At 73.1% G+C, this 25,796-nt stretch carries 22 protein-coding genes and 3 tRNA genes; 11 read left to right on the top strand and 14 right to left on the bottom strand.

The features are described 5' to 3' along the window. Positions 1–180: 180 nt before the first annotated feature. The gene (locus tag IE308_RS22055) at positions 181–816 is read left to right on the top strand and encodes an ANTAR domain-containing protein (protein WP_229909010.1); all 636 of its coding nucleotides are present in this window, start codon (positions 181–183) and stop codon (positions 814–816) included. 87 nt (positions 817–903) lie between these two features. Here the strand turns inward: IE308_RS22055 and IE308_RS22050 are convergent. The 3 genes from IE308_RS22050 to IE308_RS22040 all read right to left on the bottom strand — a co-directional run bounded on the left by IE308_RS22050 (position 904) and on the right by IE308_RS22040 (position 1,306). After that, positions 904–977, bottom strand: a tRNA-Ile gene (locus IE308_RS22050). A gap of 178 nt (positions 978–1,155) precedes the next feature. Beyond that, positions 1,156–1,228, bottom strand: a tRNA-Asn gene (locus tag IE308_RS22045). Positions 1,229–1,233: 5 nt separating this feature from the next. Then, positions 1,234–1,306 (bottom strand) — tRNA-Asn (locus IE308_RS22040). Between the two features lie 158 nt (positions 1,307–1,464). Between IE308_RS22040 and IE308_RS22035 the strand changes: the two genes are divergently transcribed. The 4 genes from IE308_RS22035 to IE308_RS22020 all read left to right on the top strand — a co-directional run bounded on the left by IE308_RS22035 (position 1,465) and on the right by IE308_RS22020 (position 7,093). Next, entirely contained in the window at positions 1,465–1,773 is a 309-nt protein-coding gene (locus IE308_RS22035; protein WP_110628008.1) for a YtxH domain-containing protein, read from the top strand. Between the two features lie 63 nt (positions 1,774–1,836). Next, entirely contained in the window at positions 1,837–3,276 is a 1,440-nt protein-coding gene (locus IE308_RS22030; RefSeq protein WP_110628009.1) for an FGGY family carbohydrate kinase, read from the top strand. Positions 3,277–3,431: 155 nt separating this feature from the next. Beyond that, on the top strand, positions 3,432–5,165 hold the full coding sequence (locus IE308_RS22025) for an ABC transporter ATP-binding protein (RefSeq protein ID WP_190219247.1): 1,734 nt from the start codon (positions 3,432–3,434) through the stop codon (positions 5,163–5,165). Beyond that, positions 5,165–7,093, top strand: a complete 1,929-nt coding sequence (locus tag IE308_RS22020) for an ABC transporter ATP-binding protein (protein WP_190219246.1) — start codon at positions 5,165–5,167, stop codon at positions 7,091–7,093. The genes IE308_RS22025 and IE308_RS22020 overlap by 1 nt, the downstream gene beginning before the upstream one ends. A 39-nt stretch (positions 7,094–7,132) precedes the next feature. On the opposite strand, the gene IE308_RS22015 is transcribed toward IE308_RS22020, so the two are convergent. The 5 genes from IE308_RS22015 to IE308_RS21995 all read right to left on the bottom strand — a co-directional run bounded on the left by IE308_RS22015 (position 7,133) and on the right by IE308_RS21995 (position 14,087). Next, on the bottom strand, positions 7,133–8,422 hold the full coding sequence (locus IE308_RS22015; protein ID WP_190219245.1) for an RNA polymerase sigma factor: 1,290 nt from the start codon (positions 8,420–8,422) through the stop codon (positions 7,133–7,135). A gap of 113 nt (positions 8,423–8,535) precedes the next feature. After that, a complete protein-coding gene (gene dnaG, locus IE308_RS22010; protein ID WP_190219244.1) occupies positions 8,536–10,446 on the bottom strand; it encodes a DNA primase in 1,911 nt (636 codons plus the stop codon). Positions 10,447–10,500: 54 nt separating this feature from the next. Then, complete coding sequence (locus IE308_RS22005) at positions 10,501–11,766, bottom strand: NAD(P)/FAD-dependent oxidoreductase (RefSeq protein ID WP_110628014.1); 1,266 nt, start codon at positions 11,764–11,766, stop codon at positions 10,501–10,503. A 139-nt stretch (positions 11,767–11,905) separates the two neighbouring features. Then, on the bottom strand, positions 11,906–13,183 hold the full coding sequence (locus IE308_RS22000; RefSeq protein ID WP_190219243.1) for a deoxyguanosinetriphosphate triphosphohydrolase: 1,278 nt from the start codon (positions 13,181–13,183) through the stop codon (positions 11,906–11,908). Between the two features lie 112 nt (positions 13,184–13,295). Next, positions 13,296–14,087: a sirohydrochlorin chelatase gene (locus tag IE308_RS21995; RefSeq protein WP_190219242.1), complete on the bottom strand. Its 792-nt coding sequence runs from the start codon at positions 14,085–14,087 to the stop codon at positions 13,296–13,298. A 159-nt stretch (positions 14,088–14,246) separates the two neighbouring features. On the opposite strand from IE308_RS21995, the gene IE308_RS21990 reads away from it, so the two are divergent. Both IE308_RS21990 and IE308_RS21985 read left to right on the top strand, forming a co-directional pair. Further along, positions 14,247–14,918 (top strand): SanA/YdcF family protein, encoded by a 672-nt coding sequence (locus IE308_RS21990; protein WP_190219398.1) that lies wholly within the window; start codon positions 14,247–14,249, stop codon positions 14,916–14,918. Between the two features lie 122 nt (positions 14,919–15,040). Next, a complete protein-coding gene (locus tag IE308_RS21985) occupies positions 15,041–17,311 on the top strand; it encodes a molybdopterin oxidoreductase family protein (RefSeq protein WP_190219241.1) in 2,271 nt (756 codons plus the stop codon). Between the two features lie 18 nt (positions 17,312–17,329). On the opposite strand, the gene IE308_RS21980 is transcribed toward IE308_RS21985, so the two are convergent. After that, on the bottom strand, positions 17,330–17,746 hold the full coding sequence (locus tag IE308_RS21980) for a gamma-glutamylcyclotransferase family protein (protein WP_190219240.1): 417 nt from the start codon (positions 17,744–17,746) through the stop codon (positions 17,330–17,332). A 133-nt stretch (positions 17,747–17,879) separates the two neighbouring features. On the opposite strand from IE308_RS21980, the gene IE308_RS21975 reads away from it, so the two are divergent. Then, positions 17,880–19,556, top strand: a complete 1,677-nt coding sequence (locus IE308_RS21975; protein WP_190219239.1) for a M4 family metallopeptidase — start codon at positions 17,880–17,882, stop codon at positions 19,554–19,556. Between the two features lie 83 nt (positions 19,557–19,639). Here IE308_RS21975 and IE308_RS21970 read toward each other — a convergent pair whose 3' ends face one another. Next, positions 19,640–20,119, bottom strand: coding sequence for a hypothetical protein (locus tag IE308_RS21970; RefSeq protein WP_190219238.1), 480 nt, complete (start codon positions 20,117–20,119; stop codon positions 19,640–19,642). 255 nt (positions 20,120–20,374) lie between these two features. Between IE308_RS21970 and IE308_RS21965 the strand changes: the two genes are divergently transcribed. Together IE308_RS21965 and IE308_RS21960 are read left to right on the top strand one after the other, a co-directional pair. Continuing rightward, a complete protein-coding gene (locus tag IE308_RS21965) occupies positions 20,375–20,899 on the top strand; it encodes a GVDTG sorting domain-containing protein (protein WP_190219237.1) in 525 nt (174 codons plus the stop codon). Between the two features lie 115 nt (positions 20,900–21,014). Beyond that, entirely contained in the window at positions 21,015–21,803 is a 789-nt protein-coding gene (locus IE308_RS21960; protein ID WP_190219236.1) for a class F sortase, read from the top strand. On the opposite strand, the gene IE308_RS21955 is transcribed toward IE308_RS21960, so the two are convergent. Beyond that, entirely contained in the window at positions 21,744–22,133 is a 390-nt protein-coding gene (locus IE308_RS21955) for a winged helix-turn-helix transcriptional regulator (RefSeq protein ID WP_190219235.1), read from the bottom strand. The genes IE308_RS21960 and IE308_RS21955 overlap by 60 nt on opposite strands. Before the next feature lie 96 nt (positions 22,134–22,229). On the opposite strand from IE308_RS21955, the gene IE308_RS21950 reads away from it, so the two are divergent. Next, positions 22,230–23,141: an NAD(P)-dependent oxidoreductase gene (locus IE308_RS21950; protein WP_190219234.1), complete on the top strand. Its 912-nt coding sequence runs from the start codon at positions 22,230–22,232 to the stop codon at positions 23,139–23,141. A gap of 22 nt (positions 23,142–23,163) precedes the next feature. Here the strand turns inward: IE308_RS21950 and IE308_RS21945 are convergent, their stop codons facing one another. From IE308_RS21945 to IE308_RS21935, 3 genes are read right to left on the bottom strand one after another with little or no spacing between them, the layout of a single operon-like run. Next, positions 23,164–23,808, bottom strand: coding sequence for a LuxR C-terminal-related transcriptional regulator (locus IE308_RS21945; protein ID WP_190219233.1), 645 nt, complete (start codon positions 23,806–23,808; stop codon positions 23,164–23,166). Positions 23,809–23,821: 13 nt separating this feature from the next. Further along, the gene (locus IE308_RS21940; protein WP_229908988.1) at positions 23,822–25,144 is read right to left on the bottom strand and encodes a sensor histidine kinase; all 1,323 of its coding nucleotides are present in this window, start codon (positions 25,142–25,144) and stop codon (positions 23,822–23,824) included. A 29-nt stretch (positions 25,145–25,173) separates the two neighbouring features. Then, the gene (locus tag IE308_RS21935; protein ID WP_190219232.1) at positions 25,174–25,683 is read right to left on the bottom strand and encodes a hypothetical protein; all 510 of its coding nucleotides are present in this window, start codon (positions 25,681–25,683) and stop codon (positions 25,174–25,176) included. Positions 25,684–25,796 lie beyond the last annotated feature (113 nt).

The raw sequence follows: 25,796 nt of genomic DNA, 5'->3' as shown, positions 1-25,796 counted from the left end.
TCGGCGGGCAGGCGCACTCCCAGCAGCGAGGCGGACGCCCCGCCCCGCGCGCCGGTAGGAAAGACGCCGAGTCGTGACACGCAGGGGGCACGCAACGCCGTGAGGACCGAGGTGAGGACAGTCGGACAACGCCGATGCGGGACCGAGGAACGGGCCGGTGCGCCGGCGGCCGTGCCACCGCTGGCCGGACGGCTGAGCACGGTGGTGATCGAGGGAGGCCCTACGGCACCGGGCAGCGCGCGGCTCAGACCACGCGGGGAACTGGTGTACGGCTGTACCGGGCCGCTGGCCGAGACGCTGGCCGCGTTGCCGGCCGGGACCCGCCGTATCGAACTGGACATGTCCGGTGTGACGTTCATGGACACCGCGGGGTTGCAGTTCCTGGACGTCCTGTACGACCACGCCCGCCGGCACGGGGTGGCGGTGGAGACCGGGAACTGGAACGACCAGCCGCGCCGCATCCTGGAACTGGCGGGCCGGGGCGACGCCGGCGTCGCGGAGCCCGCCCCGCAGGCCTCGCCGGTGTCGCTGGAGCGGGCGGAGCGGCTGCGGGTGCTCCAGGAGGAGATCGACCAGCTGCGGCACGCGATCGCGTCCCGCCCGGTGATCGACCAGGCGCGCGGCATCCTGATGGCCACGCACGGCTGCTCCTCGGAGGAGGCGTGGGCGATCCTGCGGGAGGCCTCCCAGCTGTCCAACACCAAGCTGCGCCTCGTCGCCGCGGCGCTCACCGAGGGTGCCCAGCCCGACGGGCCGCCCCCGCCGGAGCCGGTCCGCACGGCCCTGCGCACGGCGCTGTCCCGCCACACCGGCTGACCCGTTCTCACGACAAAGGCCCCCCGGACACCGGGGGGCCTTTGTGTCGGCGCAGGTGAAAACGTTCCTGCAGCGAAAGCGCTGTCGTGGGGCGGGTGGGACTCGAACCCACGGCCGACGGATTATGAGTCCGCTGCTCTAACCGGCTGAGCTACCGCCCCATAGCGGCGTGTCGCGTACACGTGTGCACACCGTGTGCCGCAGCATAGCCGGTCATACGATCTCCTGCCTCGTACGCTCGACTTCGTGCGGCCCTTCATGACCTTGAGGACAGCACCGCCGCGCGGGCGGTTCCCGCAGGCATGAAAAAGGACCCCCAAGGGGTCCTCGTTCACCGTGCTCCCCCGACTGGACTCGAACCAGTAACCTGCCGGTTAACAGCCGGCTGCTCTGCCAATTGAGCTACGGAGGACCGAGCTCCCCCGACTGGACTCGAACCAGTAACCTGCCGGTTAACAGCCGGCTGCTCTGCCAATTGAGCTACGGAGGAATGCCTCGTTCGCATCGAACGTGCCTCCCCGGGTAGTCACCAGGGGGCGCCCGCTCGCTGCGACACATACATTAGCGCAAGCTGGGGGGTGCTCCGCCAATCGGTACTCCCGGCACCGAAGCCGCACCGCAGACCGACGCTAGGAAAGGGTGGCCGCCATGCGCTACCGGCTCACGTTCATCGCCGGACTCGCCCTGGGTTACGTGCTCGGCACGAAGGCCGGGCGCGAGCGGTACGAGCAGCTGTTGAAGTCCGCTCGCCAGGTCGCGCAGAACCCCGCTGTCCGCAACACCGCCGAGTCCGCCGCCCAGCAGGGCCGCCAGTTCGCCGGCAAGGCGTACCACGCGGTCAGCGAGAAGGTCGGCGACCGCATGCCCGACTCGGTCGCCAGCCGCGTCCGCACCCTGCGCGAGCGCGCCACCCACAACGGCGGCAGCAGCGACGACTGGGGCACCAGCAACACGTAGGGCACGCCCTCTACGCTCTCCCCCGGCCCGAGCAAGCGCGGCGCTACGGCAGAATCTGTAGGCATGGGGATAGTCGCCGGCTTGGACAGCTCACCGGACTTCACACGCATCGTGGTCTGCGACACGGACACCGGTGCCGTACTACGGCAGGGCTACGCCCCGCACCCGGTGGAGGGCCGGCCCAGCGACGTCGATCCGCAGGCCTGGCTGCTCTCCCTCGGGGAGGCCGCCGGCGGCGGGCTGCTGGAGGGCGTGCAGGCGATCGGCGTGTCCGCGCAGCAGAACGCGCTCGTGCCGCTGGACGCGCAGGGCGCCACCGTGCGCCCGGCGATGACCGGGGGCGACAAGCGGGCGCAGGTCGCGGCGGCCGACCTGGTGGACGCACTCGGCGGGCGTGAGGCGTGGGCGCAGGCCGTGGGATGCGTGCCACAGGCCGGGCAGCCGGTGACGAAGCTGCGCTGGCTGGCCCGGGCCGAGCCGGAGAACGCCGCGCGCACGGCCGTGCTGCTCCAGGCGCACGACTGGCTGGTGTGGCAGCTCCTCGGCCGCCCGGCGCGCCGGACCACCGACCGGGGCGGGGCCTCCGGCACCGGGTACTGGTCGGCGGCGACCGGCGGCTACCGGCCCGACCTGGTCGAGCTGGCCCTCGGCCACCACGCGATGCTGCCCGAGGTGATCGGGCCGTCCGACGCGGCCGGTACGACGCCGGAGGGGCTGCTGATCTCCGCCGGTACGGGCGAGACCATGGCCGCCGCGTTCGGGCTGGGGATCGGTGTCGGGGACGCCGTCGTGTCGCTCGGCGCGTCGGGTTCCGTGATGGCCGTGCATCCCGAGCCGCTGCTGGACAACACCGGGATGATCACGTCCCTGGCCGACGCGACCGGCATGCACCTGCCGGTCGTCACCACCCTGAACGCCGTACGCGCCCTGCGCGGCACCGCCGAGCTGCTCGGGCTGCCGGATCTGGAGAGCCTGTCGGATCTGGCGATGAAGTCGACGCCGGGGGCGCACGGGCTGGTGCTGCTGCCCTACCTGGAGGGTGAGCGCACGCCGAACCTGCCGCACACCGCGGGCACGCTGGCCGGGCTGCGCAGGGAGTCGATGAAGCCGGAGCATCTGGCGCGGGCCGCGTTCGAGGGCATGCTGTGCGGGCTCGGCGACGCGCTGGACGTGCTGCGCGGGCGGGGCGTGGAGGTGCGGCGGATCTTCCTGCTGGGCGCGGCGGCCGAGCTGCCCGCGGTGCAGGCGGCGGCGCCGTCGCTGTTCGGCGCGCAGGTCGTCGTACCGCAGCCCGCGGACTACGCGGCGATCGGCGCGGCCCGGCAGGCGGCGTGGGCGCTCGGCGTGTCGCAGGGCACCCTCGACCCGCGGACCCCGCCGCCGTGGCAGGGCGCGGCGGCGCAGGTGCTGGAGCCCGGCGAGGAGCTGGCGGTGGGACAGGCCGTGCGCCAGCAGTACGTGTCGGTGCGGGAGCAGACCCACCCGGGAGCATTCCGGTCGTAACGCACCCAAAGCGCACTCATACGGTCGTACCGCGCACTGCTCTCGGCTTAATCGCTTGAGGTAACGCGGGTGGAGTATCCGACGATAGGGGCCAAGGGCAACCGACCCAGCCCCCATCGACCGAGTCCCACCCGCCGACTCCCGAGAGACCGAGCGTGCTCATACGACTTCTGCGGGCCTATCTCCGGCCCTACAAGAAACCCATCACCCTGCTGGTGGCGCTGCAGTTCCTGCAGACCTGCGCCACCCTCTACCTGCCCACGCTGAACGCGGACATCATCGACAACGGTGTCGTCACCGGCGACACCGGCTACATCCTGTCCTTCGGCGCCCTGATGATCGGCATCTCGCTGGCGCAGGTCGTGTGCAACATCGGCGCCGTCTACTACGGCGCCCGCACGGCGTCCGCGCTCGGCCGGGACATCCGCGGCGCGGTCTTCGACCGGGTGCAGTCCTTCTCCGCGCGCGAGGTGGGTCAGTTCGGCGCGCCCTCGCTGATCACCCGCACCACGAACGACGTGCAGCAGGTCCAGATGCTGGCCCTGATGACGTTCACGCTGATGGTGTCGGCGCCCATCATGTGTGTCGGCGGCATCGTGCTGGCGCTCGGTCTGGACGTGCCGCTGTCCGGCGTGCTGGTGGCCGTCGTGCCGGTGCTCGGCATCTGCGTGACGCTGATCGTGCGGCGGCTGCGGCCGCTGTTCCGGGCCATGCAGGTGCGCCTGGACACGGTGAACCGGGTGCTGCGCGAGCAGATCACCGGCAACCGTGTCATCCGCGCGTTCGTGCGGGACGAGTACGAGGAGCAGCGCTTCCGCAAGTCCAACACCGACCTGACCGAGATGGCGCTGGGCACCGGCAATTTGCTGGCGCTGATGTTCCCCGTGGTGATGACGGTGGTGAACCTGTCGTCGATCGCCGTGGTGTGGTTCGGCGCGCACCGCATCGACAGCGGTGAGATGGCGATCGGCGACCTGACGGCGTTCCTCGCCTATCTGATGCAGATCGTCATGTCCGTGATGATGGCCACCTTCATGTTCATGATGGTGCCGCGTGCGGAGGTGTGCGCCGAGCGGATCCAGGAGGTGCTGTCGACGGAGTCGAGCGTCGTGCCGCCCGTCGCGCCGGTGACCGAGCTGCGCCGGCACGGCCATCTGGAGCTGCGGGGCGCGGGCTTCCGCTACCCGGGCGCCGAGGAACCGGTGCTGAAGGCCGTCGACCTGGTCGCCCGGCCGGGCGAGGTGACCGCCGTCATCGGCTCCACCGGCAGCGGCAAGTCGACGCTGCTGGGGCTGGTGCCCCGGCTGTTCGACGCGACCGAGGGCGAGGTGCTAGTGGACGGGGTGGCCGTCGCCGACCTCGACCCGAAGCTGCTGGCGAAGGCGGTCGGGCTGGTGCCGCAGAAGCCGTACCTGTTCGCGGGGACGGTCGCGACCAACCTGCGGTACGGCAACCCGGACGCGACGGACGAGGAGCTGTGGCACGCGCTGGAGGTGGCGCAGGCCAAGGGCTTCGTCGAGCGGCTGGAGGGCGGCCTGGACGCGCCCGTCGCGCAGGGCGGCACCAATGTCTCCGGCGGTCAGCGGCAGCGGCTCGCCATCGCCCGCACGCTGGTGCAGCGCCCGGAGATCTACCTCTTCGACGACTCGTTCTCCGCGCTGGACTACGCCACCGACGCGGCGCTGCGTGCGGCGCTCGCCGAGGAGACCGCCGAGGCGACCGTGGTGATCGTCGCCCAGCGCGTGGCGACCATCCGCGACGCCGACCGCATCGTCGTCCTCGACGAGGGCCGCGTCGTCGGCACGGGCCGGCACCACGAGCTGATGGCCGACAACGAGACCTACCGGGAGATCGTGCTCTCCCAGCTCACGGAAGCGGAGGCTGCCTGATGGCGGGGCCGATGGGGCGGATGATGGCCGGGGGCGGCCCCGACAACCGCTCGATGGACTTCAAGAACTCGGGCAAACGGCTCGTCGCCCGGTTCAAACCCGAGCGGGTGACCCTCTACACGCTGCTGGCCTGTGTGGTCGTCAGCGTCGGACTGAACGTGGTCGGCCCGAAGATCCTCGGCAAGGCCACCGACCTGGTCTTCGCGGGCATCATCGGGCGGCAGATGCCCGACGGCGCCACCAAGGACGAGGTGCTTGCCTCGATGCGGGAGCGCGGCGACGGCGACATCGCCGACATGCTGCGCGGCACCGACTTCACCCCGGGCAAGGGCATCGACTTCACGGCCGTGGGGAACGTGCTGCTGCTGGCGCTCGGCACCTTCCTGATCGCCGGTCTGCTGATGGCGGTGGCGACGCGGCTGGTCAACCGGGCCGTCAACCGCACGATGTTCCGGATGCGCGAGGACGTGCAGACGAAGCTGTCGCGGCTTCCGCTGTCGTACTTCGACCAGCGGCAGCGCGGTGAGGTGCTGTCGCGGGCGACGAACGACATCGACAACATCGGGCAGACCCTCCAGCAGTCGATGGGCCAGCTCATCAACTCGGTGCTGACCATCATCGGCGTGCTCGCGATGATGTTCTACGTCTCCTGGATCCTCGCGCTGGTGGCGCTGGTGACCGTGCCGCTGTCGTTCGTGGTCGCCACGCGCGTCGGCAAGCGGTCGCAGCCGCACTTCGTGCAGCAGTGGCGCTCCACGGGCACGCTGAACGCGCACATCGAGGAGATGTACACCGGGCACACCCTGGTGAAGGTGTTCGGCCGGCAGGAGGAGTCGGCGCAGCAGTTCGCCGAGCAGAACGAGGCGCTGTACGAGGCCGGGTTCAAGGCGCAGTTCAACAGCGGCATCATGCAGCCGCTGATGATGTTCGTGTCGAACATCAACTACGTGCTGGTCGCGGTGGTCGGCGGCCTGCGGGTCGCCTCCGGTGCGCTGTCCATCGGTGACGTGCAGGCCTTCATCCAGTACTCGCGGCAGTTCTCGATGCCGCTGACGCAGGTCGCCTCGATGGCGAACCTGGTGCAGTCGGGCGTCGCCTCGGCCGAGCGGGTCTTCGAACTCCTGGACGCGGAGGAGCAGGAGGCGGACCCGGTGCCCGTGGAGAAGCCGAAGGAGCTGCGCGGGCGGGTGGAGCTGGAGCACGTGCAGTTCCGCTACGACCCCGACAAGCCGCTCATCGAGGACCTGTCGCTGAAGGTGGAGCCGGGCCACACGGTCGCGATCGTCGGCCCGACCGGCGCCGGCAAGACCACGCTGGTCAACCTGCTGATGCGGTTCTACGAGGTGTCCGGCGGCCGCATCACCCTCGACGGCGTCGACGTCGCGAGGATGAGCCGGGACGACTTGCGCGCCGGGATCGGCATGGTGCTCCAGGACACCTGGCTGTTCGGCGGCACCATCGCGGAGAACATCGCCTACGGCGCCTCGCGCGAGGTCACCCGCGGGGAGATCGAGGAGGCGGCGCGGGCGGCCCACGCCGACCGGTTCATCCGCACCCTGCCCGACGGCTACGACACCGTCATCGACGACGAGGGCTCGGGCGTGTCGGCCGGTGAGAAGCAGCTCATCACCATCGCGCGGGCGTTCCTGTCCGACCCGGTGATCCTGGTGCTCGACGAGGCGACCAGCTCCGTCGACACCCGTACCGAGGTGCTGATCCAGAAGGCGATGGCGAAACTCGCCCACGGGCGCACGTCGTTCGTCATCGCGCACCGGCTGTCCACCATCCGCGACGCGGACACCATCCTCGTCATGGAGAACGGCTCGATCGTCGAACAGGGCGCGCACGCGGACCTGCTGGCGGCGGACGGGGCGTACGCGCGGCTGTACAAGGCGCAGTTCGCGCAGGCGGTGGCCGAGGTCGACTGACCCGGTGGGGCCGCTCGCCGCCGGTGAGCGGCCCTGTCGTCAGTCCAGGTAGCCCCGCAGCTGGTCGGCGTACGCGTGGTCGCGGAGCTTGTTCAGGGTCTTGGACTCGATCTGCCGTATCCGCTCCCGGGTGACACCGAAGATGCGCCCTATCTCCTCCAGGGTGCGCGGGCGGCCGTCGACCAGCCCGTACCGCAGCTGGACCACCTTGCGCTCACGCTCGCCGAGCGTGGAGAGCACGGCCTCCAGGTGCTCCTTGAGCAGCAGGAACGCCGCCGACTCGACCGGGGAGGCGGCGTCGCCGTCCTCGATGAGGTCGCCGAGGGCGACGTCGTCCTCCTCCCCCACCGGCGCGTGCAGCGAGACCGGTTCCTGGGCAAGGCGCAGCACCTCGCCGACCCGCTCGGGCGGCAGGTCGAGCTGGGCGGCGACCTCTTCGGGGGTGGGCTCGTAGCCGCGTTCCTGGAGCATGCGGCGCTGGACGCGGACGACCCGGTTGATGAGTTCGACGACGTGCACGGGCACGCGGATGGTGCGGGCCTGGTCGGCGAGGGCCCGGGACATGGCCTGGCGGATCCACCAAGTGGCGTAGGTGGAGAACTTGTAGCCGCGGGCGTAGTCGAACTTCTCCACGGCCCGGATCAGCCCGAGGTTGCCCTCCTGGACGAGGTCCAGCATGGTCAGGCCGCGTCCGACGTACCGCTTGGCGACGGAGACGACCAGGCGCAGGTTGGCCTCGATGAGGCGGCGCTTGGCCATGCGGCCCATGACGACGAGCCGGTCCAGGTCGAGGGCGAGCCGGCTGTCCAGGTCGGGGGCGATCCGCAGCTTCTCCTCGGCGAACAGGCCGGCCTCGACGCGGCGGGCGAGTTCGACCTCCTCTGCGGCGGTGAGCAGCGGGATGCGGCCGATCTCCCGCAGGTACTGGCGGAACAGGTCCGAGGACGGCCCGGCGGTCTCGGCGACGCGCGCGGGAGGCGGCTCGGGGTCCTCCTCCACGACCACCAGCTCCTCCGCGGGCGGTTCGGCGGGCTCCGGCTCGGGCGTCGTCCCGGGGTGGTGCACGACATGGTTCTGCGGCGGGACCGCGACGAGGACGTCGGTCTCGGCGTCCGCTTCCGTGCCGGCGGTGCTGCTGTCGGTCTGGGTGAGGGTCTGGGTCTGCACGGGGGCGACCTCCAGGATGATCGCTGCTGAGGCGTACGGCAGCGGTACTTCGGGGGCGGAGTCGGCGGCCAGGCCGCTGTCCGTCCCGTACGCGTCGGTCGGAACCGCGGGGGTGTGCGACCCGTGGGGGACGGATCGGCCGCGCTCCGGGGACTCAGGCACCGCACCCAGTGTGGGGGAAGACACATCGTCGCCACGAGGGGCGTGCGATGACTTTTTGCGATCGGGACGTGACGGGGAGCTAGGACTGATCGGCGAGACGCCCGAGGACGCGTCTACAGCGCGGACGGGCCCTCGTCCTGCAGCGCGCGGTCGTACCTGGTGAGGACCATCATCTCGTTCTGCACCGCCGCGGACTGGGCGGGATCGCTGCTGCCGATCCGGGTCAGCAGGCTCTGCAGGTCGGCGAGGCGGCGGGCGACCGCGCGCCGCCGGACCGTCACCAGCTGCACGCCCGCGTACTGCTCGTCGACCGTCTTGCGCAGGATCGCCTCGACCGCCAGCTCCGTCACCATCGCGCGGACGGTGTCGTCGGGGGCGGCCTCGCGGACGCGGACCAGGTACTCCTGCGGGTCCCGCGCGCCCCACTCGGCGCCGCCCGCGGCCAGGATGGCCTGGCGGACGGCCGCGTAGGGCGGGGCGGTGAACTCGTCGACGCCGTACGCGTCGAAGGCCGGGGAGACCAGCTCGGGGCGCTGGAGGGCGAGCTTGAGCAGCTCGCGCTCGGTGGCGTAGACCGGGTTGCGCAGGGTCAGCGCGGGGCCGCGGGGCCCGGCGGGGGCCGCCGGCTGCGCCCACTGCTGCTCCGGGGGCCGGCGGTCGGCCTGCGGTCCGCGGCCGCCGTTGCCGCGTTCGCGGGCCCAACGGGCCAGCTGGGCCACCCGCTTGACGACGAACTGGGTGTCGAGGATGCCGAGCATGCCGGCCAGCTCGACGGCGACCTCGTGCTGGGCGCCGCTGTTCTTGATGCGCGCGACGATCGGCGCTGCCTCGTCGAGCGCGGCGGCCCGGCCGGCGGGCGTGTCGAGGTCGTAGCGGGAGACGATCTGGCGCAGGGCGAACTCGAAGAGCGGGGTGCGCGGCTCGACCAGGTCGGCGACGGCCTCGTCGCCCTTGGCGAGGCGCAGCTCGCACGGGTCCATGCCGTCGGGTGCGATCGCGATGTACGTCTCGGCGGCGAACTTCTGGTCGTCCTCGAAGGCGCGCAGGGCGGCCTTCTGGCCGGCGGCGTCGCCGTCGAAGGTGAAGATCACGCGCGCGGAGCCGTTGTCCATCAGCAGCCGGCGCAGGATCTTGATGTGGTCGCCGCCGAAGGCGGTGCCGCAGGTGGCGATGGCGGTGGTGACGCCGGCCAGGTGGCAGGCCATGACGTCGGTGTAGCCCTCGACGACGACGGCCCGGCTGGACTTGGCGATGTGCTGCTTGGCGAGGTCGATGCCGTACAGGACCTGCGACTTCTTGTAGATCGCCGTGTCGGGGGTGTTGAGGTACTTCGGGCCGTTGTCCGCCTCGTACAGCTTGCGGGCGCCGAAGCCGACGACGTCGCCGCCGATGTCGCGGATGGGCCACATGAGGCGGCCGCGGAAGCGGTCGATGGGGCCGCGGCGGCCCTCCTGGGCGAGACCGGAGAGGATCAGCTCCTTGTCGCTGAAGCCCTTGCCGCGCAGGTGGCGCACGAGGTGGTCCCAACCCTGGGGGCTGTAGCCGACGCCGAAGTGGACGGCGGCGGACTGGTCGAAGCCGCGCTCGGCGAGGAAGACGCGGCCGGTCTCGGCCTCGGCGCTGGTGGCGAGCTGTTCCGCGTACCACTCGGCGGCGATCTTGTGGGCCTCTACCAGGCGGATCCGCTCGCCGCGCTGGTGGGCGGGGTTGTAGCCGCCCTCCTCGTAGCGCAGGGTGATGCCGGCCTGGGCGGCCAGGCGTTCGACCGCCTCGGAGAAGGAGAGGTGGTCGATCTTCATCACGAACGTGATGGTGTCGCCGCCCTCCTGGCAGCCGAAGCAGTGGAAGAGTCCCTTGCTCGGGCTGACCTGGAAGGACGGCGACTTCTCGTCGTGGAACGGGCAGAGACCCTTGAGGTTGCCTCCGCCGGCGTTGCGCAGCTGGAGGTACTCGGACACCACGGCGTCGATCGGGACCGCGTCCCGTACCGCCTTCACGTCCTCGTCGTTGATCCGTCCTGCCACGTGGAGATTCTACGGGGACGCACCGACACTCCCCGGCCCGGCGGAGGCCGGCGGCTACCCGCCCAGGGTGTCCAGCGGCACGTGCGGGTCGGCGAGGGCCTCGGTGTCCACCTCCGCCTTGGTGCGGATCAGCCGCTGGATCGGGTCTGTGACGTCCCACACGTTCACGTTCATCCCGGCCAGGACGCGGTTGCCCTTCATCCAGAACGCGATGAACTCCCGCTTGCCCGCGTCCCCGCGGATCACCACCTGGTCGTACGTCCCCGGCGGCGCCCAGCCGCTGTACTCCATGCCCAGGTCGTACTGGTCGGAGAAGAAGTAGGGCACCCGGTCGTAGGTGACGTCCTGGCCGAGCATCGCGCGGGCCGCCGCCGGGCCGCCGTTCAGCGCGTTCGCCCAGTGCTCCACCCGCACCCGGGTGTCGAACAGGGCGTGCGGGAAGGACGCCACGTCACCCGCGGCGAAGATGTCGGGGTCGGAGGTGCGCAGCCGTTCGTCGACGCGGACGCCCCCGCCGTACGCCCGGTCGGCGATCTCCAGCCCCGCTGCCTCCGCGAGCGCGGTGCGCGGAGCCGCGCCGATCGCGGCGAGGACGTCGTGCGCGGGGTGTTCCTCGCCGTCGTCGGTGCGGGCGGCGAGCACCATGCCGTCCTGGCCGACGATCTCGGTGAGCCGTGCGCCGAAGTGGAAGCGCACGCCGTGCTCGCGGTGCAGCTCGGCGAAGAGCGCGCCCAGCTCGGGGCCGAGGACGCCGTGCAGCGGGGTCGGGGACGGCTCGACGACGGTGACCTCGGCGCCGTACTCGCGGGCCGCCGCCGCGACCTCCAGGCCGATCCAGCCGCCGCCCGCGATCACGATGTGGCCGTTGTCCCGGCCGAGCGCGGCGAGCACGTGCTTGAGGCGTTCGGCGTGGGAGAGGCGGCGCAGATGGTGCACGCCTGCCAGGTCGGTGCCCGGGATGTCCAGCCGGCGCGGTTCGGCGCCGGTCGCGAGCAGCAGCTTGTCGTAGCGCACGACGGTGCCGTCCTCGCCGAAGCGGACCGTCTTCGCCGCGCGGTCGATGGCGTCGACGGTCTGGCCGAGGTGCAGCTCGATGTCGTTCTGCGCGTACCAGGCGGGCTCGTGCACGAAGACGCTGTCGCGTTCCTCCTTGCCCAGCAGGTAGCCCTTGGACAGCGGCGGGCGCTCGTAGGGGTGGTCGCGTTCGTCGCAGATCAGTATCACGCGGCCGGTGAAGCCCTCGCTCCGGAGCGTCTCGGCCGCCTTCGCGCCGGCCAGGCCGCCTCCGACGATGACGAATGTCTGATCCGCGTCGACCACTTGATGCCTCCTCGTAAGGGTGCCGCCACATGGGAGCGTCCCGCACGCAGCGTGAGGGGGGAAGAGGGAGTGGCCCGATCAGGCCACGCAGGGTCACATTCCCTTCCGGCGGACGTCCGGCGAACGGCACACGTGCCGTTCAGTCTCTCCCCTGCCCCGTCAGACGCGCGTGAAGCGAGCGCGCCGACGTGTCGGTGAGGGAGGCGATCTGGTCGACGATCACCCGTTTGCGGGCCCGGTCGTCGGCGGCCTGTTCGAACAGGGTGCGGAACTGCGGGTCGAGTCCGTCGGGTGCGCGGGCGGTGAGCGCCTCGGCCAGTTCGGCGACGACGATCCGCTGGTCGGCGCGGACCCGCTCCTGCTCGGCGCGCTGCATGACGTACCGGTCGGCGACGGCCTTCAGTACGGCGCACTCCAGGCGGGTCTCCCACGGCACGACGAGTTCAGCGCCGTACCGGGTCAGGCGCCCGGTGCCGTACGCGGCGCGGGTGGCGCCTTCGGCGGCCAGGCAGAAGCGGCCGATGAGCTGGCTGGTGGCGTCCTTCAGGCGGGCCTGGGCGACCGCGCTGCCGTCGTAGCCGTGCGGCCACCACTCCTGGTCCTGGAGGCGGTCGAGCGCGGCGGACAGCTCGGCGGGGTCGGTGCCCGCCGGCACGTACCGGCCGACCGCGACGGCGAAGATCTCCTGCCGCTCCGGCTCGGCGTGCAGGCAGTTGGGGTCGATGTGGCCCGCGTGCAGGCCGTCCTCCACGTCGTGCACCGAGTACGCCACGTCGTCCGACCAGTCCATGACCTGCGCCTCGAAGCACGCGCGCGTGCCGGGGGCGGTCTTGCGGACCCAGTCGAAGACGGGCCGGTCGTCCTCGTACACCCCGAACTTCCTCGACGCCGGGTCGGTGGGGTGGCCGCCGCGCGGCCAGGGGTACTTCGTCGCCGCGTCGAGGGCGGCGCGGGTGAGGTTGAGGCCGACGGAGCCCTCCGGGGTGAACCGCTTGGGCTCGATGCGGGTGAGCAGCCTCAGTGACTGGGCGTTGCCCTCGAAGCCGCCGCAGTCCTGCGCGAACTCGTTCAGCGCGGACTCGCCGTTGTGGCCGAACGGGGGGTGGCCGAGGTCGTGGGAGAGGCAGGCCGCCTCGACGAGATCGGGGTCGCAGCCGAGGGCCGCGCCCAGTTCGCGTCCCACCTGGGCGCATTCCAGGGAGTGGGTGAGGCGGGTGCGGGGGCTGGCGTCCCACATCTGGTTCACGGTGCCGGGGGCGACGACCTGGGTCTTGCCGGCGAGCCTCCTGAGCGCCGCGCTGTGCAGGATGCGGGCGCGGTCGCGCTGGAAGGCGGTGCGGCCGGGGCGTTTGTCGGGTTCGGGGGCCCATCGTTCGATGTCTGCGTCGCCGTACTCGTCGTAGGGGGTGCCTGCCATGTCTCGACAGTACGGGGCGGGGGTGACAATCGGGACGCCTGCTCGTCCGCCGGGTGCTCTTGTCGCGCGACTCAAGGCCGCATGTGGTTGTTCGCGCAGTTCCCCGCGCCCCTTAGGCCACTGACCTCACCGGCATCGAAAGCACCTGGTCGTATCTGTGGACGATCAGGCGGGCCATCGCCGGGTGTGCTCCCAGGGGGGCCGACGCGAGCCACGGGGACTTCGCTGCGCACTCCGTGGCGAAGCGGCCGGGGGCCGTGAAGTACGAGGCGACGGCGATCCGGTGGCGGCCCCTGGCCGTCAGGGCGCGTACGGCGGTGTCCACCGTCGGGGTCGCCGCGGAGGCGTACGCGGGGATCACCGGCACGCCGAGGCGGTCGGCGAGGAGGTGGGCCGTGCGGCGGGTGTCGACGGCGGAGTCGGGGTCGCGGGAGCCGGCCGCGGCGAGGACGACGGCGCTCGTGCGGCGCTCGGCCTCGCTCGGGGCGGGGGGCCAGCCGGCCTCGGTGAGGCGGTCGTACAGGGTGTCCACGAGCAGCGGGTGCGGGCCGAGCGGGGCCGCCACGCGCGCGTGGCCGGGGGCGGCGGCGGCCATCTCGGGGATGTCCTGCTTGACGTGGTAGCCGCGGCCGAGCAGCAGCGGCACCAGGACGGAGGGGGTGTCGCCGAGGGCGGCGAGGGTGTCCGGGAGCAGCGGGGCGTTCAGCTCGATGTGGCCGAGGTGCACCGGCAGCGCGGGGCGCAGCGCGCGCACCTCGTCGAGCAGCGCGCGGACCGTGTGCAGGGCGCGCGGGTCGCGGCTGCCGTGCGCGACGAGGACGAGCGCGGGAGGGCCGGGGCGGCGCCCGCCGTCCGGGGGGACCAGGCGGAGCCGGTCGGCGGGCTGGGTGCTGATCCGGTTCATGTGACGATCCTGGCCGGGGCAGGTTGCACCCTCGTTGCCTGGCCGTGACGGGTATTTTCCGGGGCTTCACGGCGGGGCTCCGGCCGGTGTGAGCGAACCGGATCTTCTCCGTGCGCGTCCTGAACGTTCGGGACCGTTCGAGGAGGGGGCCGCGTGAGGATACGGCGACCGCGTCTGCCGCGTACCCGGGCCGGCCGGCGCCGGCTGGTGCGGGCGGTGATGGGGGTGTGCGTGCTGGCGCTGCTGCCGGCGACCTGGCTGCGGCTGTCCACCGGGGACCGGCTGCGCACCGTCGCCGACGTGCCGCGCACCGCGGTGGCGGTCGTCTTCGGCGCGGGTCTGTGGCAGGGCGAGCCGTCGCCGTATCTCGCGCACCGGCTGGACGCGGCGGCCGCGCTGTACCGGGCGGGCCGGGTCGAGGTGGTGCTGGTGACCGGTGACAACAGCCGGGAGGACTACGACGAGCCGGACGCGATGCGGGCGTATCTGACCCGGCACGGTGTGCCGGACCGGCGGATCGTGAGCGACTACGCGGGCTTCGACACCTGGGACTCCTGTGTGCGGGCGAAGAAGATCTTCGGCGTGGACCGGGCGGTGCTGATCAGCCAGGGCTTCCACATCCGGCGGGCGGTGGCGCTGTGCGAGGCGGCGGGTGTCGCGTCGTACGGCGTGGGCGTCGACGAGACGCACGACACCACCTGGTACTACGGCGGCACGCGGGAGGTGTTCGCGGCGGGCAAGGCGGCGCTGGACGCCCTGTTCCGGCCGGACCCGCGCTTCCTCGGGCCGCACGAGCCCGGGGTGGAACGGGCGCTCGCGGAGGCCGGGTGACCTGCGGGGCAGGCGGGTGACCGGCTCCTCACCGTGGTGCCGGCGGGCCGGGGAGGTCAGTGTCCCGGCCGCGTAACAGGGGCCGTCCTGGCACGTAACACGGCCGAAGCACGCTGAAGGGCATGCAGAACACCGCGACGCCCACGCACTGCCCGTACTGCGCCCTGCAGTGCGGGATGAACCTGACGCCCGCCGCCGACGGCCCCGCCGGGACGGTGGTGCTGACGGAGCGCGCGGACTTCCCGGTGAACCGGGGCGCGCTGTGCGGGAAGGGCCGCACCGCGCCGGAGGTCCTGTCGTCGGGCGTCCGCCTGACCTCGCCGCTGGTGCGCACCGGGGGCCGGCTGGTGCCCGCGACCTGGCCGGAGGCGCTGGACCGGATCGCCGGGGCGCTGGGGTCGGTGCGCGAGGAGCACGGTCCGGACGCGCTGGGTGTGTTCGGCGGCGGCGGGCTGACCAACGAGAAGGCGTACTCGCTGGGCAAGTTCGCGCGGGTGGTGCTCGGCACCTCGCAGATCGACTACAACGGGCGGTTCTGCATGTCGTCCGCGGCGGCGGCCGGGGTGAAGGCGTTCGGGCTGGACCGGGGGCTGCCGTTCCCGCTAAAGGACATCCCGCGGACGGGGTGTGTGATCCTCGTCGGCTCCAACCCGGCCGAGACGATGCCGCCGTCGCTGCGCTACTTCACCGAGCTGCGCGAGAACGGCGGCACGCTGATCGTCATCGACCCGCGCCGCACGAAGACGGCCGAGCAGGCCGACCTGCACCTGGCCCCGCGCCCCGGTACCGACCTCGCGCTCGCGCTCGGCATGCTGCACCTGGTGGTGGCCGAGGGGCGGGTCGACCAGGCCTACGTCGAGGAGCGCACGTCCGGCTGGGAGGAGGCGCGGGCGGCGGCGATGGCGCACTGGCCGGAGTACGTGGAGCGGATCACGGGGGTGTCCGTTCCCGAGCTGCGGGAGGCGGTGCGCCTGTTCTGCGAGCCGGAGGCCGCGATGGTGCTGACCGCGCGCGGCCCCGAGCAGCAGGCCAAGGGCACCGACACGGTCGGCGCGTGGATCAACCTGTGCCTGGCGACCGGCCGGGCGGGCCGCCCGCTGTCCGGGTACGGCTGCCTGACCGGGCAGGGCAACGGGCAGGGTGGGCGCGAGCACGGCCAGAAGGCCGACCAGCTGCCCGGCTACCGCAAGCTGGACGACCCCGAGGCGCGGCGGCACGTGGCCGAGGTGTGGGGCGTCGACCCGGATGCGCTGCCGGGGCCGGGGCGCAGCGCGTACGAGCTGCTGGACGCGCTGGGCCGGGACGTGAAGGCGCTGCTGCTGATGGGGTCCAACCCGGTGGTGTCGGCGCCGCGCGCCGCGCACATCGAGGAGCGGCTGCGGTCGCTGGACTTCCTGGCGGTGTGCGACGTGGTCCTGTCGGAGACGGCGGAGCTGGCGGACGTGGTGCTGCCGGTGACGCAGTGGGCGGAGGAGACGGGCACCACGACCAACCTGGAGGGCCGGGTGCTGCTGCGCCGGCAGGCGATCACCCCGCCGGAGGGCGTGCGCAGCGACCTGTACGTGCTGCACGAGCTGGCGGCGCGCCTCGGCGTGGAGAAGGGCTTCCCGACCGACGCCGAGGAGGTCTTCGAGGAGCTGCGCCGGGCGAGCGCGGGCGGGGCGGCGGACTACTCCGGGATCACGTACCGGCGGCTCGCGGAGGAGAACGGGGTGTTCTGGCCGTGTCCGGCGCCGGACCCTGGAGCGGGCGAGGAGGGGACCGCTCCGGCCGGGGAGTACGACGGCGAGGACGCGGCGCTGGACGCCGTGCTGCCGGACGACGACCCGGCGCGGGAGGACGCCGCGCTGCCCTCCGACGATCCCGCGCGGGAGGAATCCGCGCTGCCTTCCGAGGCCCTCGCAGAGGAGATCCCCGCGCCGCACCCGGGCACCCCCCGTCTCTTCCTCGACCGCTTCGCCACCCCCGACGGCCGGGCTCGTTTCGTCCCGGTCGCGCACCGCCCGTCCGCCGAGGAGCCGGACGACGACTACCCGGTGCTGCTGACGACGGGCCGGGTGGTCTCGCAGTACCAGTCGGGCGCCCAGACCCGCCGGGTGGCCGAGCTGAACAAGGCCGCGCCGGGCCCCTTCGTCGAGCTGCACCCGAGGCTCGCGGCCCGGCTGGGCGCGGCGGAGGGCGACCTGCTGGCGGTTCAGTCCCGGCGGGGCCGCGCGGTGGCGCCGGCCCGCATCACCACGGCGATCCGCCCCGACACGGTGTTCATGCCGTTCCACTGGCCGGGCGAGGGCCGTGCCAACACCCTGACCAACCCGGCGCTGGACCCGACGTCGCGGATGCCGGAGTTCAAGGTGTGCGCGGTGCGGGTGGAGACGGTGCGGGCGCAGCAGTAGGGAACCGGCCCGGCGGGGTCATCCGCGGGCGGCCCAGTCCCCGCCCTCGATCAGCTTGCCGTGCGCCCGCAGCCGGGCCGCGACGGCGGGGGCGGCGACGTACACCCAGGCCGGTACGGGCGTGCCGTCGCCGGCGCGGACGACATCGCGGCGCACGCGCGCGTACAGGTCGCGCGGATCGCCGCCGGGCGTGCACTCCTCCAACCGGTCCAGCGCGGTGAGGAGTTCGTCGTACGCCTCCGGTACGGCGGTGACCAGCTCGCCGCGGACGGTTCCGCCGGGTTCCTCGACGGCGTAGGGGTAGCCGGGGCCGTCGTACAGCACCGCGCCCCGGAGCAGGGCGGGTTCCTCGGCGCGGGTGCGGCCGCGCAGGAAGGCGTCGTGGTTGGGCTCGCCGGGGCGCAGGGTGCCGTAGACGAAGAACGGGAGTCTCACAGAACCGATTCTGGCCCCTCACACACCTCCTCGTTTGCGCTATGGACATGACATGTCATGGCCTCTTAAATCTGAGTCAACCTCAGCGCCGCCCCCACGCGCCCACCCCAGGGCGCCTCCCCCGAGGAGACCGATGACTCGGATACGGCCGCACGCCTCCGCCCCCCACCAGGCCCGCGCCTCCCGCACCCCCCGCCGCCTCGCCACCGCCGGTGTGGCGGCCACCGCCGCCACCCTGCTGGCCGCCGCGCTCTCCCCCACCGCCGGCGCGGCCGACAGACCGACCCGGGCCACCGCGGTCGAGAACGCCACGGACGTCCTGAAGGACCGGGCGAGTGCCCTCGGCCTGACGGCCGGCCAGGAGACGAAGGTCCGGGACGTGATCGTCGACCCGGACGGCACCCAGCACGTCCGCTACGACCGCACCTACCACCGACTCCCCGTCCTGGGCGGCGACTTCGTCGTCCACCTGGCGCCCGACGGCAGCTACCGCAGCGCCTCCCGCGCCACCCGCGCCGCGATCTCCCTGGCGACCACCACGCCGGCCGTCTCCGCCCCGAGGGCCGCCGACCTCGCGACGAACGCGCTGCGCGCGGTGAACCTCGGCGAGACCCTGCGCAGGCTGACCGCCAAGCCGGAGCTGATCGTCGACGCCCTGCACGGCACGCCGAGGCTGGCCTGGCGCACCAACGCCGTCGCCCAGGACGAGCAGGGCAACCCGGTGGCCCGCACGGTCCTCACCGACGCCGCGTCCGGCGCGCAGATCGACGCCTGGGACAGCCTGGAGTCGGCGTCGGGCGACGGCGCGTCCCTGTACAGCGGCACGGTGCCGCTGGAGACGACCCTGTCGGGCTCGTCGTACCAGCTGAAGGACCCGACCCGGGGCAACACCTACACCGGCGACGCGGCGAACAAGACGGACCTGTGCTTCCTCGGGATCTGCTTCAGCCGGGCCCCCTCGACGGTCTTCACCGACGCGGACAACCACTGGGGCACGGGCACCACGTCCGACCGGGCGAGCGCCGCCGTCGACGCGCAGTACGGCACGAACGTGACCTGGGACTACTACAAGAACGTCCATGGCCGCAACGGCATCGCCGGGGACGGCAAGGGCTCGTACAACCGCGTGCACTACGGCAGCAACTACAACAACGCCTTCTGGGACGACAGTTGCTTCTGCATGACGTACGGCGACGGTGACGGCACGACGTTCGGCCCGCTGGTCGCGCTCGACGTCGCCGGGCACGAGATGTCCCACGGCGTGACGTCGAAGACGGCGGCGCTGACGTACTCCGGCGAGTCCGGCGGCCTGAACGAGGCCACCTCCGACATCCTCGGCACGATGGTCGAGTGGTACGCCAACAGCGCTTCCGACGCCGGGGACTACCTCATCGGCGAGAAGATCGTGAAGCCCGGCTTCGGCAAGGCCGCCCTGCGCTTCATGGACAAGCCCTCCAAGGACGGCAAGTCCGCCGACTACTGGAGCAGCACGGTCGGCAACCTGGACGTCCACTACTCCTCCGGCGTCGCCAACCACTTCGCCTACCTGCTCGCCGAGGGCAGCGGCCCGAAGACCATCAACGGCGTCGCCTACGACTCCCCGACCGCCAACGGCTCCACGGTCACGGGCATCGGCCGGGACAAGGTCGGCCGGATCTGGTACCGCGCCCTGACGGTCTACATGACGTCGGGCACCAACTACGCGGCCGCCCGCACGGCCACCCTCAACGCCGCGAAGGACCTCTACGGCACCGGCAGCACCGAGTACAACGCGGTCGCGGCGGCCTGGAGCGCGGTGAACGTGGGCTGAGCCCGCCCGAACGACCGGCCGCCCCGGCCCCGACCGACCGGGGCGGCCGGCCTCACTGCGTGGCCTGCCTCACTGCGCCTGCCTCACTGCGGCCCGGCCGCCGGGAAGGCGTCCTCCAGAACCGCCCGCACCTCTGCGACGGCACGCCTCCACCCCTCGCCCTTCAGCACGTCGTGGTCCCAGGTGACCCGCGGCTCACCTCCCGGCACGCAGTAGCCGTAGATGTGCTCGGCCACGTCCTCCGTGAAGAGGTGGTCGAAGTGGAAAGTGCCCTCGAAGGCCAGCCACGCGATGCCCTCCGCGCCGAGGGACGCCGTCCGCAGGCACTGCGTCAGGTACGGGACGAAACCCTGGCCGGCGTCGTCGAAGCCGAGGTCGTACTCCCACACGACGACTCCCGGCGCCCAGCAGTCCGACGCGAGCCGGAAGACCTCGACCCGGTCGGGCCGCATCCCGGACACGTCGAACGCGCCCTTGGCCAGGCGCGCTTCGGCCCGGCCCAGCGTGCAGAGCACGAAGACCGCCGGACCGCTCCAGCAGACGGCCTCCTCGATCGACGCCACGACAGCTCCCCTTCCGACGCGCCCTCGGCCCGAGCGTAGAGGGATCACCCGTTCACCGGCCGTCTTGCGCCCTTCGGGTGCTCTTCCCCGGTGCTCTTGGCCAGCGGCGCTGACCTGCCCAAACACGGTCCCGCGGGGGTGTGTCGCCACCCGTTCACCCCATTTCTGACGGTTCCTCAGCAAGCGGTCGGGGCGTGCTGCCACTTACCTCGGTAGGGACAGGGGCAAGACCGAGGAACTCTGGGGAGCAGCACCATGCGACGTACCGTCCGTCTGCTGACCGGTACCGCGCTCGCCGTCACCGCCGCGGCCGGCCTCGCGGCGCCCGCGTACGGCGCGGACACCGGCGGTCTGGAGGTGTCCCCCTCCACCGTCGTGCCGGGCACCGACGTCACGGTGACCACGGAGGCCTGCGGCGACGGCGGCTCGGCCACGGGCGACGCCGGCGCGGTCGGCGCCGGCCGGTTCACGCTGGCGCCGACCGGAAGCGGGGGCGAGGCGGCCGGGCGGTTCCGGGTGCCGCCGAGCGCGCAGCCGGGGACGTACGAGATCATCGCGGACTGCGCCGACGGTGACCGGGAGGTGCACGGCGACCTGGTCGTGGCGCTCTCCTCGGCGACCCGCGCGCAGATCTATCCGCGCGGAAGTGTGAAGACGGGGGTCGGCGGCGCTCTGGGCCCCGACCCCGTGCAGACCGCGGCCGGTGTGGCGGCTCTCGCCGTCGCCGCCGCGGGCGGTACCTGGCTCCTGCATCGCCGGGCGAGAGGCGACGGGATCTGACGGACACCCTCCGCTGTCCGTCCGCCGGTACCGCATGTCCCCTCCCCCTCCGGGTCCGACGCCCCTCGCGGCCCGGAGGGGGGCACGGGGTACCACCGCCTGGGAAGGGGTTCGCATGCGCGGGACAGGGAAGAACGGCCGCAGCCACGGCGCGGGCGCACCCCGCGGGACGCGTGGCGCGGGCCGGGCCGGGCGGGTAGGGCGGGCCGCGCAGGCAGGGCGGGCCGGTCTCGCCGGTCGGGCCGGTCTCGCCGGTCGTGCCGGTCGGGCCGGCAACACCGCGATAGCGGCCGTCACGCTCACCGCCCTGTGCGCCGGCGCCTGGCTCCTGCACAACGCCACGGACACGCACGCCCCGCCGCAGCCCTCGCCCGCCGAGGCCCGTACGGACCGCTCCGGCGGCACGGGCGGCGCCGGCGGGACCGGCCGGTCGGCGCCCGCGCTGCCGCCCTCCCCGCCCGACCGCATCCGCATCCCGGCGATCCGCGTGAACGCCCCCCTGACCGGCCTCGGCCTCACCCCCACCGGCAGCCTCGACGTGCCGCCCGCGGAGAAGAAGAACCTCGCCGGCTGGTACGAGGCCGGCACCACGCCCGGCGAGCGCGGCACCGCGATCGTCGCCGGGCACGTCGACAACGCCGACGGCCCCGCCGTGTTCTACTCCCTCGGCGCGCTGAAGAAGGGCGCCGCGATCGAGGTCGACCGGCGCGACGGCGGCACGGCCGTGTTCACCGTGGACGCGGTGGAGGTCTACGAGGCGCGGGACTTCCCCGACGAGAAGGTCTACGGCGCCGCCGACCGCCCCGAGTTGCGCGTCATCACCTGCGGCGGCGGCTACTCCCGGTCAACCGGCTACCAGGGCAACGTCGTCGTCTTCGCCCACCTCACCGGCGCCCGGCGCTGACCCCCCGCCCAGCAGGTTCACCCGCCCCCACTCCCCGAGCGGGGCGAGCGCCCGGTTCAGGTCCTCGCCGAGCGGGGTGAGGGAGTACTCGACGTGCGGGGGCACGGCGTCGTACTCCTCGCGGTGCACGATGCCGTCGGCCTCCAGCTCCCGCAGGTGCGAGGCGAGCACCTTCTCCGTGACGCCCGGCACCGCGCGCCGCAGCTCACCGAACCGGTACGGCCGCGCCGCCAGCTCCCACAGGATCAGCCCCTTCCACTTCCCGCCGATGACGTCCATCGCCGCGTCGATCCCGCAGACGTACGCCCCTGCCCGTCGCCCGATCGGCATGCCCCACTCCCTCACCTGGATGCTTCCGTCGCGGTAACCACCCACTCGAAAGTACGTACTTGAGCAGGTGATCCGCCCTCCACGAGGGTGAACGCCATGACCGCCACCACTCCTTCCCCGCTCACCGTCCTCGGCACCGGCGCCATGGGCACCGCCCTCGCCCGCGCCTGGCTGGCCGCCGGCCACGCCGTGACCGTCTGGAACCGCACCCCCTCCCGCGCCGAACCGCTCGCCGCCGACGGCGCGGTGATCGCCCCGAGCGCCGCGGACGCCGTCTCGGCGAACCGGCTCGTCGTCGTCTGCCTGCTGGACGACCCCTCGGTCGGCGCGGCACTGGACGGGGCCGACCTGACCGGCCGCGACCTCGTGAACCTCACCACCGGCACCCCGGGTGACGCGCGCTCCCGAGCCGGCTGGGCGACCGCGCGCGGCGCCCGTTTCCTCGACGGCGGCATCATGGCCGTACCGCCGATGATCGGTCACCCGGACAGCGGCGCGTACGTCTTCTACAGCGGCTCGGCCGAGCTGTTCGACGAGCACCGGCCGGCGCTGGCCACGGTGGCCGGCACCGAGTACGTCGGTACAGACCCCGGTCTGGCCGCGCTGCACGACGTGGCGCTGCTCAGCGCCATGAACGGCATGTTCGCCGGGCTCCTGCACGCCTTCGCCCTGCTGCGCGGCACGGACGTCGCCCCGCGCGACCTCGCCCCGCGGCTGGTGTCGTGGCTCGGCGCGATGGCCCCGGCGGCCCACGCGACCGCCGAGCGGCTGGAGAGCGGCGACTACACGAAGAACGTCCTCTCCAGCGTGGGCATGCAGGCGGCGGGCGTCCCCGCCTTCTTGCGCACGGCGCAGGAACAGGGCGTGAGCCCGGAGCTGCTGCTGCCGTACCTGGACCTGCTGCGCCGCCGGGCGGCGGACGGGCATGCGGAGGAGGACACGGCGGGGATGGTGGAGCTGCTGGTCCGCCAGAACGCCCACCCACTGCCCGCACTGCCGGTCCGGTAAGAGGGCCGGGCATGATGCGTCCCTAGGTGCTCTCCAGATACCGCAGCACCGCCAGCACCCGCCGGTGGCCGGTCTCCGAGGGCGGCAGGTCGAGCTTGGTGAAGATGTTGGCGATGTGTTTCTCCACCGCGCGTTCGGAGACGGTGAACGCCGACGCGATCGCGTGGTTGGTGCGGCCCTCCGCCATCAGCGCCAGCACCTCCCGCTCCCGGGGCGTGAGCCCGTCCAGCGCGCTGCGGCGCCGGCTCGCCCCGAACAGCTGGGCGACCACCTCGGGGTCGAGCGCGGTGCCGCCGGCCGCGATCCGCTCCAGCGCGCCCACGAACTCCCCGATGTCGACGACCCGTTCCTTCAGCAGGTAGCCGAACCCGGCCGGGTTCCCGAGCAGCCGGGAGGCGTGGGTCGTCTCGACGTACTGGGAGAAGAGGAGCACTCCGGTCCGTGGGTGGTCCTCCCGCAGCCGGACCGCCGCCCGGACGCCCTCGTCGGTCTGGGTGGGCGGCAGCCGGATGTCGACCACGGCCACGTCGGGCGCGTGCTCGGCGACGGCGGCGAGCAGCGCGTCGGCGTCCGCGACGGCCGCGGCCACCTCCACCTCCCGCAGCTGGAGCAGCTGGACCAGCCCGTCGCGCAGGATGGCCGAGTCCTCGGCGATGACGACCCGCATACGGCTCCCGACGTCAGGTGGTGGGCAGTTCGACGGTGATCACCGTAGGTCCTCCGGGCGGGCTGTCGCAGCTCAGTGTGCCGTCGACGGTGCGGATCCGGGCCAGCAGGCCGGTGAGCCCGGAGCCGCCGCCGATCACCGCGCCGCCGTGGCCGTCGTCGGCGACGGTCAGCCGCAGCCGCCCCTCGCGGGCGGTGACCGAGATGCCGACGGACCCGGCGCCGCTGTGCTTGACCGCGTTGGCGAGCAGTTCGGCGGCGCAGAAGTAGGCGATGGACTCCACGGCCGGGCTCGGGCGGGCCGGGAGGTCGGTGGTGAGGGTGGCGGGCAGCGCGCTGTCGGCGGTGAGGGTGGCCAGGGCGGCGGGGAGCCCCTCGTCGAGGACGGGCGGGTGGATGCCCTTGACCAGGTGGCGCAGGTCGGCGATGGCCTGGGTGGCGTTGCCCCGCGCGGTGTCCACGGCGGCCAGGACGCGCTCGCGCTCGGCCCCGGCGCCGACCAGTTCGCGGATGAGGGTGAGGTGCATGGCGAGGCCGACGAGACGGGCCTGGGTGCCGTCGTGCAGATCGCGTTCGATCCGGCGCAGGGTGGCGGCGGCGTCCTCGACGGCGTGCGCCCGGGTCTCCTCCAGCGCGCGGATACGGCGCTCGGCGGCGCTCGGCCCGAGCAGCGCGGCCAGCAGGGCCCGGTGCGGGGTGAGCGCGTGCCGGACGAGGTGGGGCGCGACGGCGAGCAGCAGCAGGCCGAGGGCGACCGGGAGCAGCCAGCGGGGCCAGGTGTCGACCTGGTGGCCGAAGAACTCCAGGGAGACGTGCCGGGTGGTGCCGTCGGGCTCGTGGACCGTGCGGTAGTTCACGGGGGCGAGCAGGGGGTGGAGGGTGAGCAGGACGCCGTAGACGTATCCGAGGACGACGGCGACGTACCCGAGGACGGCGGTGAACGGGGTCAGCAGGGCGCAGCCGGCCGCCCGCCAGGCCGCCCGGTCGGCGAGCGCCGCGCGCCGCCGGCCGAGGAGGCCCTGGGCTCGCGGCGGCACCGGCGCGTCGATCTCCACGCCGAGCAGCCGCCGGGCCAGGGCCCGCTGCACCGCGCCCAGCGCCTGAGCGCCGCGGACCGTCCCCGCCAGCAGCCACAGGCCCAGCGTGGTCACGGACAGCACACCGCCCACCGCCAGCCCGGCCAGCGTCAGCAGGAAACCGGCGAGGGCGAGCGGGAGGGCGAGGAGGGCGTAGAGGAGGGCGGCGAGGGCCCGGCGGCCGAAGGGGGCGGCGGCGAGGGAGCGCAGGGCGGGCAGCGCGGTGAGGTGACGGCCGGGCAGGGCCTCTGAGCGGCTCATGACGGTCAACCTAGGGGGTGCGTCGTCGGTCAGGCCCGGCCCCCGCCGGTCCGGTTGCCGCCCCGGCCGAGGACACGGGTCGCCAGCCGGGCCTGCACGGCGGTCATCCCCCGCACCAGCCACGGCATCAGCAGCAGGAACCCGAGCCCCCCGACCACCGCGTGGAACGCCCACGCCCCGGCGAAGGTGGGCCCGCCCCACGCGGACGCGTAGTCGTCGCCCACGCGCAGCGGCCAGCCCAGGTTCATCGGCACCAGCGACCAGCCGTACAGGGTGACGGCGGCGACGACCAGGTTGAACGGGGTGGCGGCCAGCGTGTGCAGCAGCGGCCGGCCCCGGCCGCCGGCCGGCACCCGGACGCCGAGCAGCCTCCGCAGCAGCGCGCGCTGCCACCGGCCCACCGGGACGAAGCCCGCCGGCAGGGCCAGGACGGCGTAGGCGGTGCGCCGCCACGCGGCGGCCGTGAACGGCTCCCGCACGATCCGCCGTACGGCGAGGAGGGCGGCGTTCGCGGGACGGGACAGGTGAGTGGTGGCCATGGCTGTTCCCCCTGGTCGGAAGTGGGCTGTTCCCCCAGCCTCCCGGCCCCGCCCGTCGTACACGATGGTGCCGCCACGGATCCCAAGGGTTCGGGTAACCCCACCCCGCACCG

It is taken from the genome of Streptomyces griseosporeus, from assembly GCF_014656055.1.
In the GTDB taxonomy this organism is placed as follows: Bacteria; Actinomycetota; Actinomycetes; order Streptomycetales; family Streptomycetaceae; genus Streptomyces; species Streptomyces griseosporeus.
Note: the sequence above shows the minus strand (reverse complement) of the source record. Positions and strands in the feature narration are given on the sequence as shown.

What these genes read in the sequence shown, in the direction of transcription:
- IE308_RS22035 (WP_110628008.1), top strand. Translation starts at nt 1,465, where the DNA reads ATGCGCTACCGGCTCACGTTCATCGCCGGACTCGCCCTGGGTTACGTG.
- IE308_RS22000 (WP_190219243.1), bottom strand. Translation starts at nt 13,183, where the DNA reads ATGGCAGGCACCCCCTACGACGAGTACGGCGACGCAGACATCGAACGA.
- IE308_RS21935 (WP_190219232.1), bottom strand. Translation starts at nt 25,683, where the DNA reads ATGGCCACCACTCACCTGTCCCGTCCCGCGAACGCCGCCCTCCTCGCC.
- IE308_RS22020 (WP_190219246.1), top strand. Translation starts at nt 5,165, where the DNA reads ATGGCGGGGCCGATGGGGCGGATGATGGCCGGGGGCGGCCCCGACAAC.
- IE308_RS21960 (WP_190219236.1), top strand. Translation starts at nt 21,015, where the DNA reads ATGCGCGGGACAGGGAAGAACGGCCGCAGCCACGGCGCGGGCGCACCC.
- IE308_RS21955 (WP_190219235.1), bottom strand. Translation starts at nt 22,133, where the DNA reads ATGCCGATCGGGCGACGGGCAGGGGCGTACGTCTGCGGGATCGACGCG.
- IE308_RS21940 (WP_229908988.1), bottom strand. Translation starts at nt 25,144, where the DNA reads ATGAGCCGCTCAGAGGCCCTGCCCGGCCGTCACCTCACCGCGCTGCCC.
- IE308_RS21975 (WP_190219239.1), top strand. Translation starts at nt 17,880, where the DNA reads ATGACTCGGATACGGCCGCACGCCTCCGCCCCCCACCAGGCCCGCGCC.
- IE308_RS21985 (WP_190219241.1), top strand. Translation starts at nt 15,041, where the DNA reads ATGCAGAACACCGCGACGCCCACGCACTGCCCGTACTGCGCCCTGCAG.
- IE308_RS21950 (WP_190219234.1), top strand. Translation starts at nt 22,230, where the DNA reads ATGACCGCCACCACTCCTTCCCCGCTCACCGTCCTCGGCACCGGCGCC.
- IE308_RS21945 (WP_190219233.1), bottom strand. Translation starts at nt 23,808, where the DNA reads ATGCGGGTCGTCATCGCCGAGGACTCGGCCATCCTGCGCGACGGGCTG.
- IE308_RS21995 (WP_190219242.1), bottom strand. Translation starts at nt 14,087, where the DNA reads ATGAACCGGATCAGCACCCAGCCCGCCGACCGGCTCCGCCTGGTCCCC.
- IE308_RS22030 (WP_110628009.1), top strand. Translation starts at nt 1,837, where the DNA reads ATGGGGATAGTCGCCGGCTTGGACAGCTCACCGGACTTCACACGCATC.
- IE308_RS21965 (WP_190219237.1), top strand. Translation starts at nt 20,375, where the DNA reads ATGCGACGTACCGTCCGTCTGCTGACCGGTACCGCGCTCGCCGTCACC.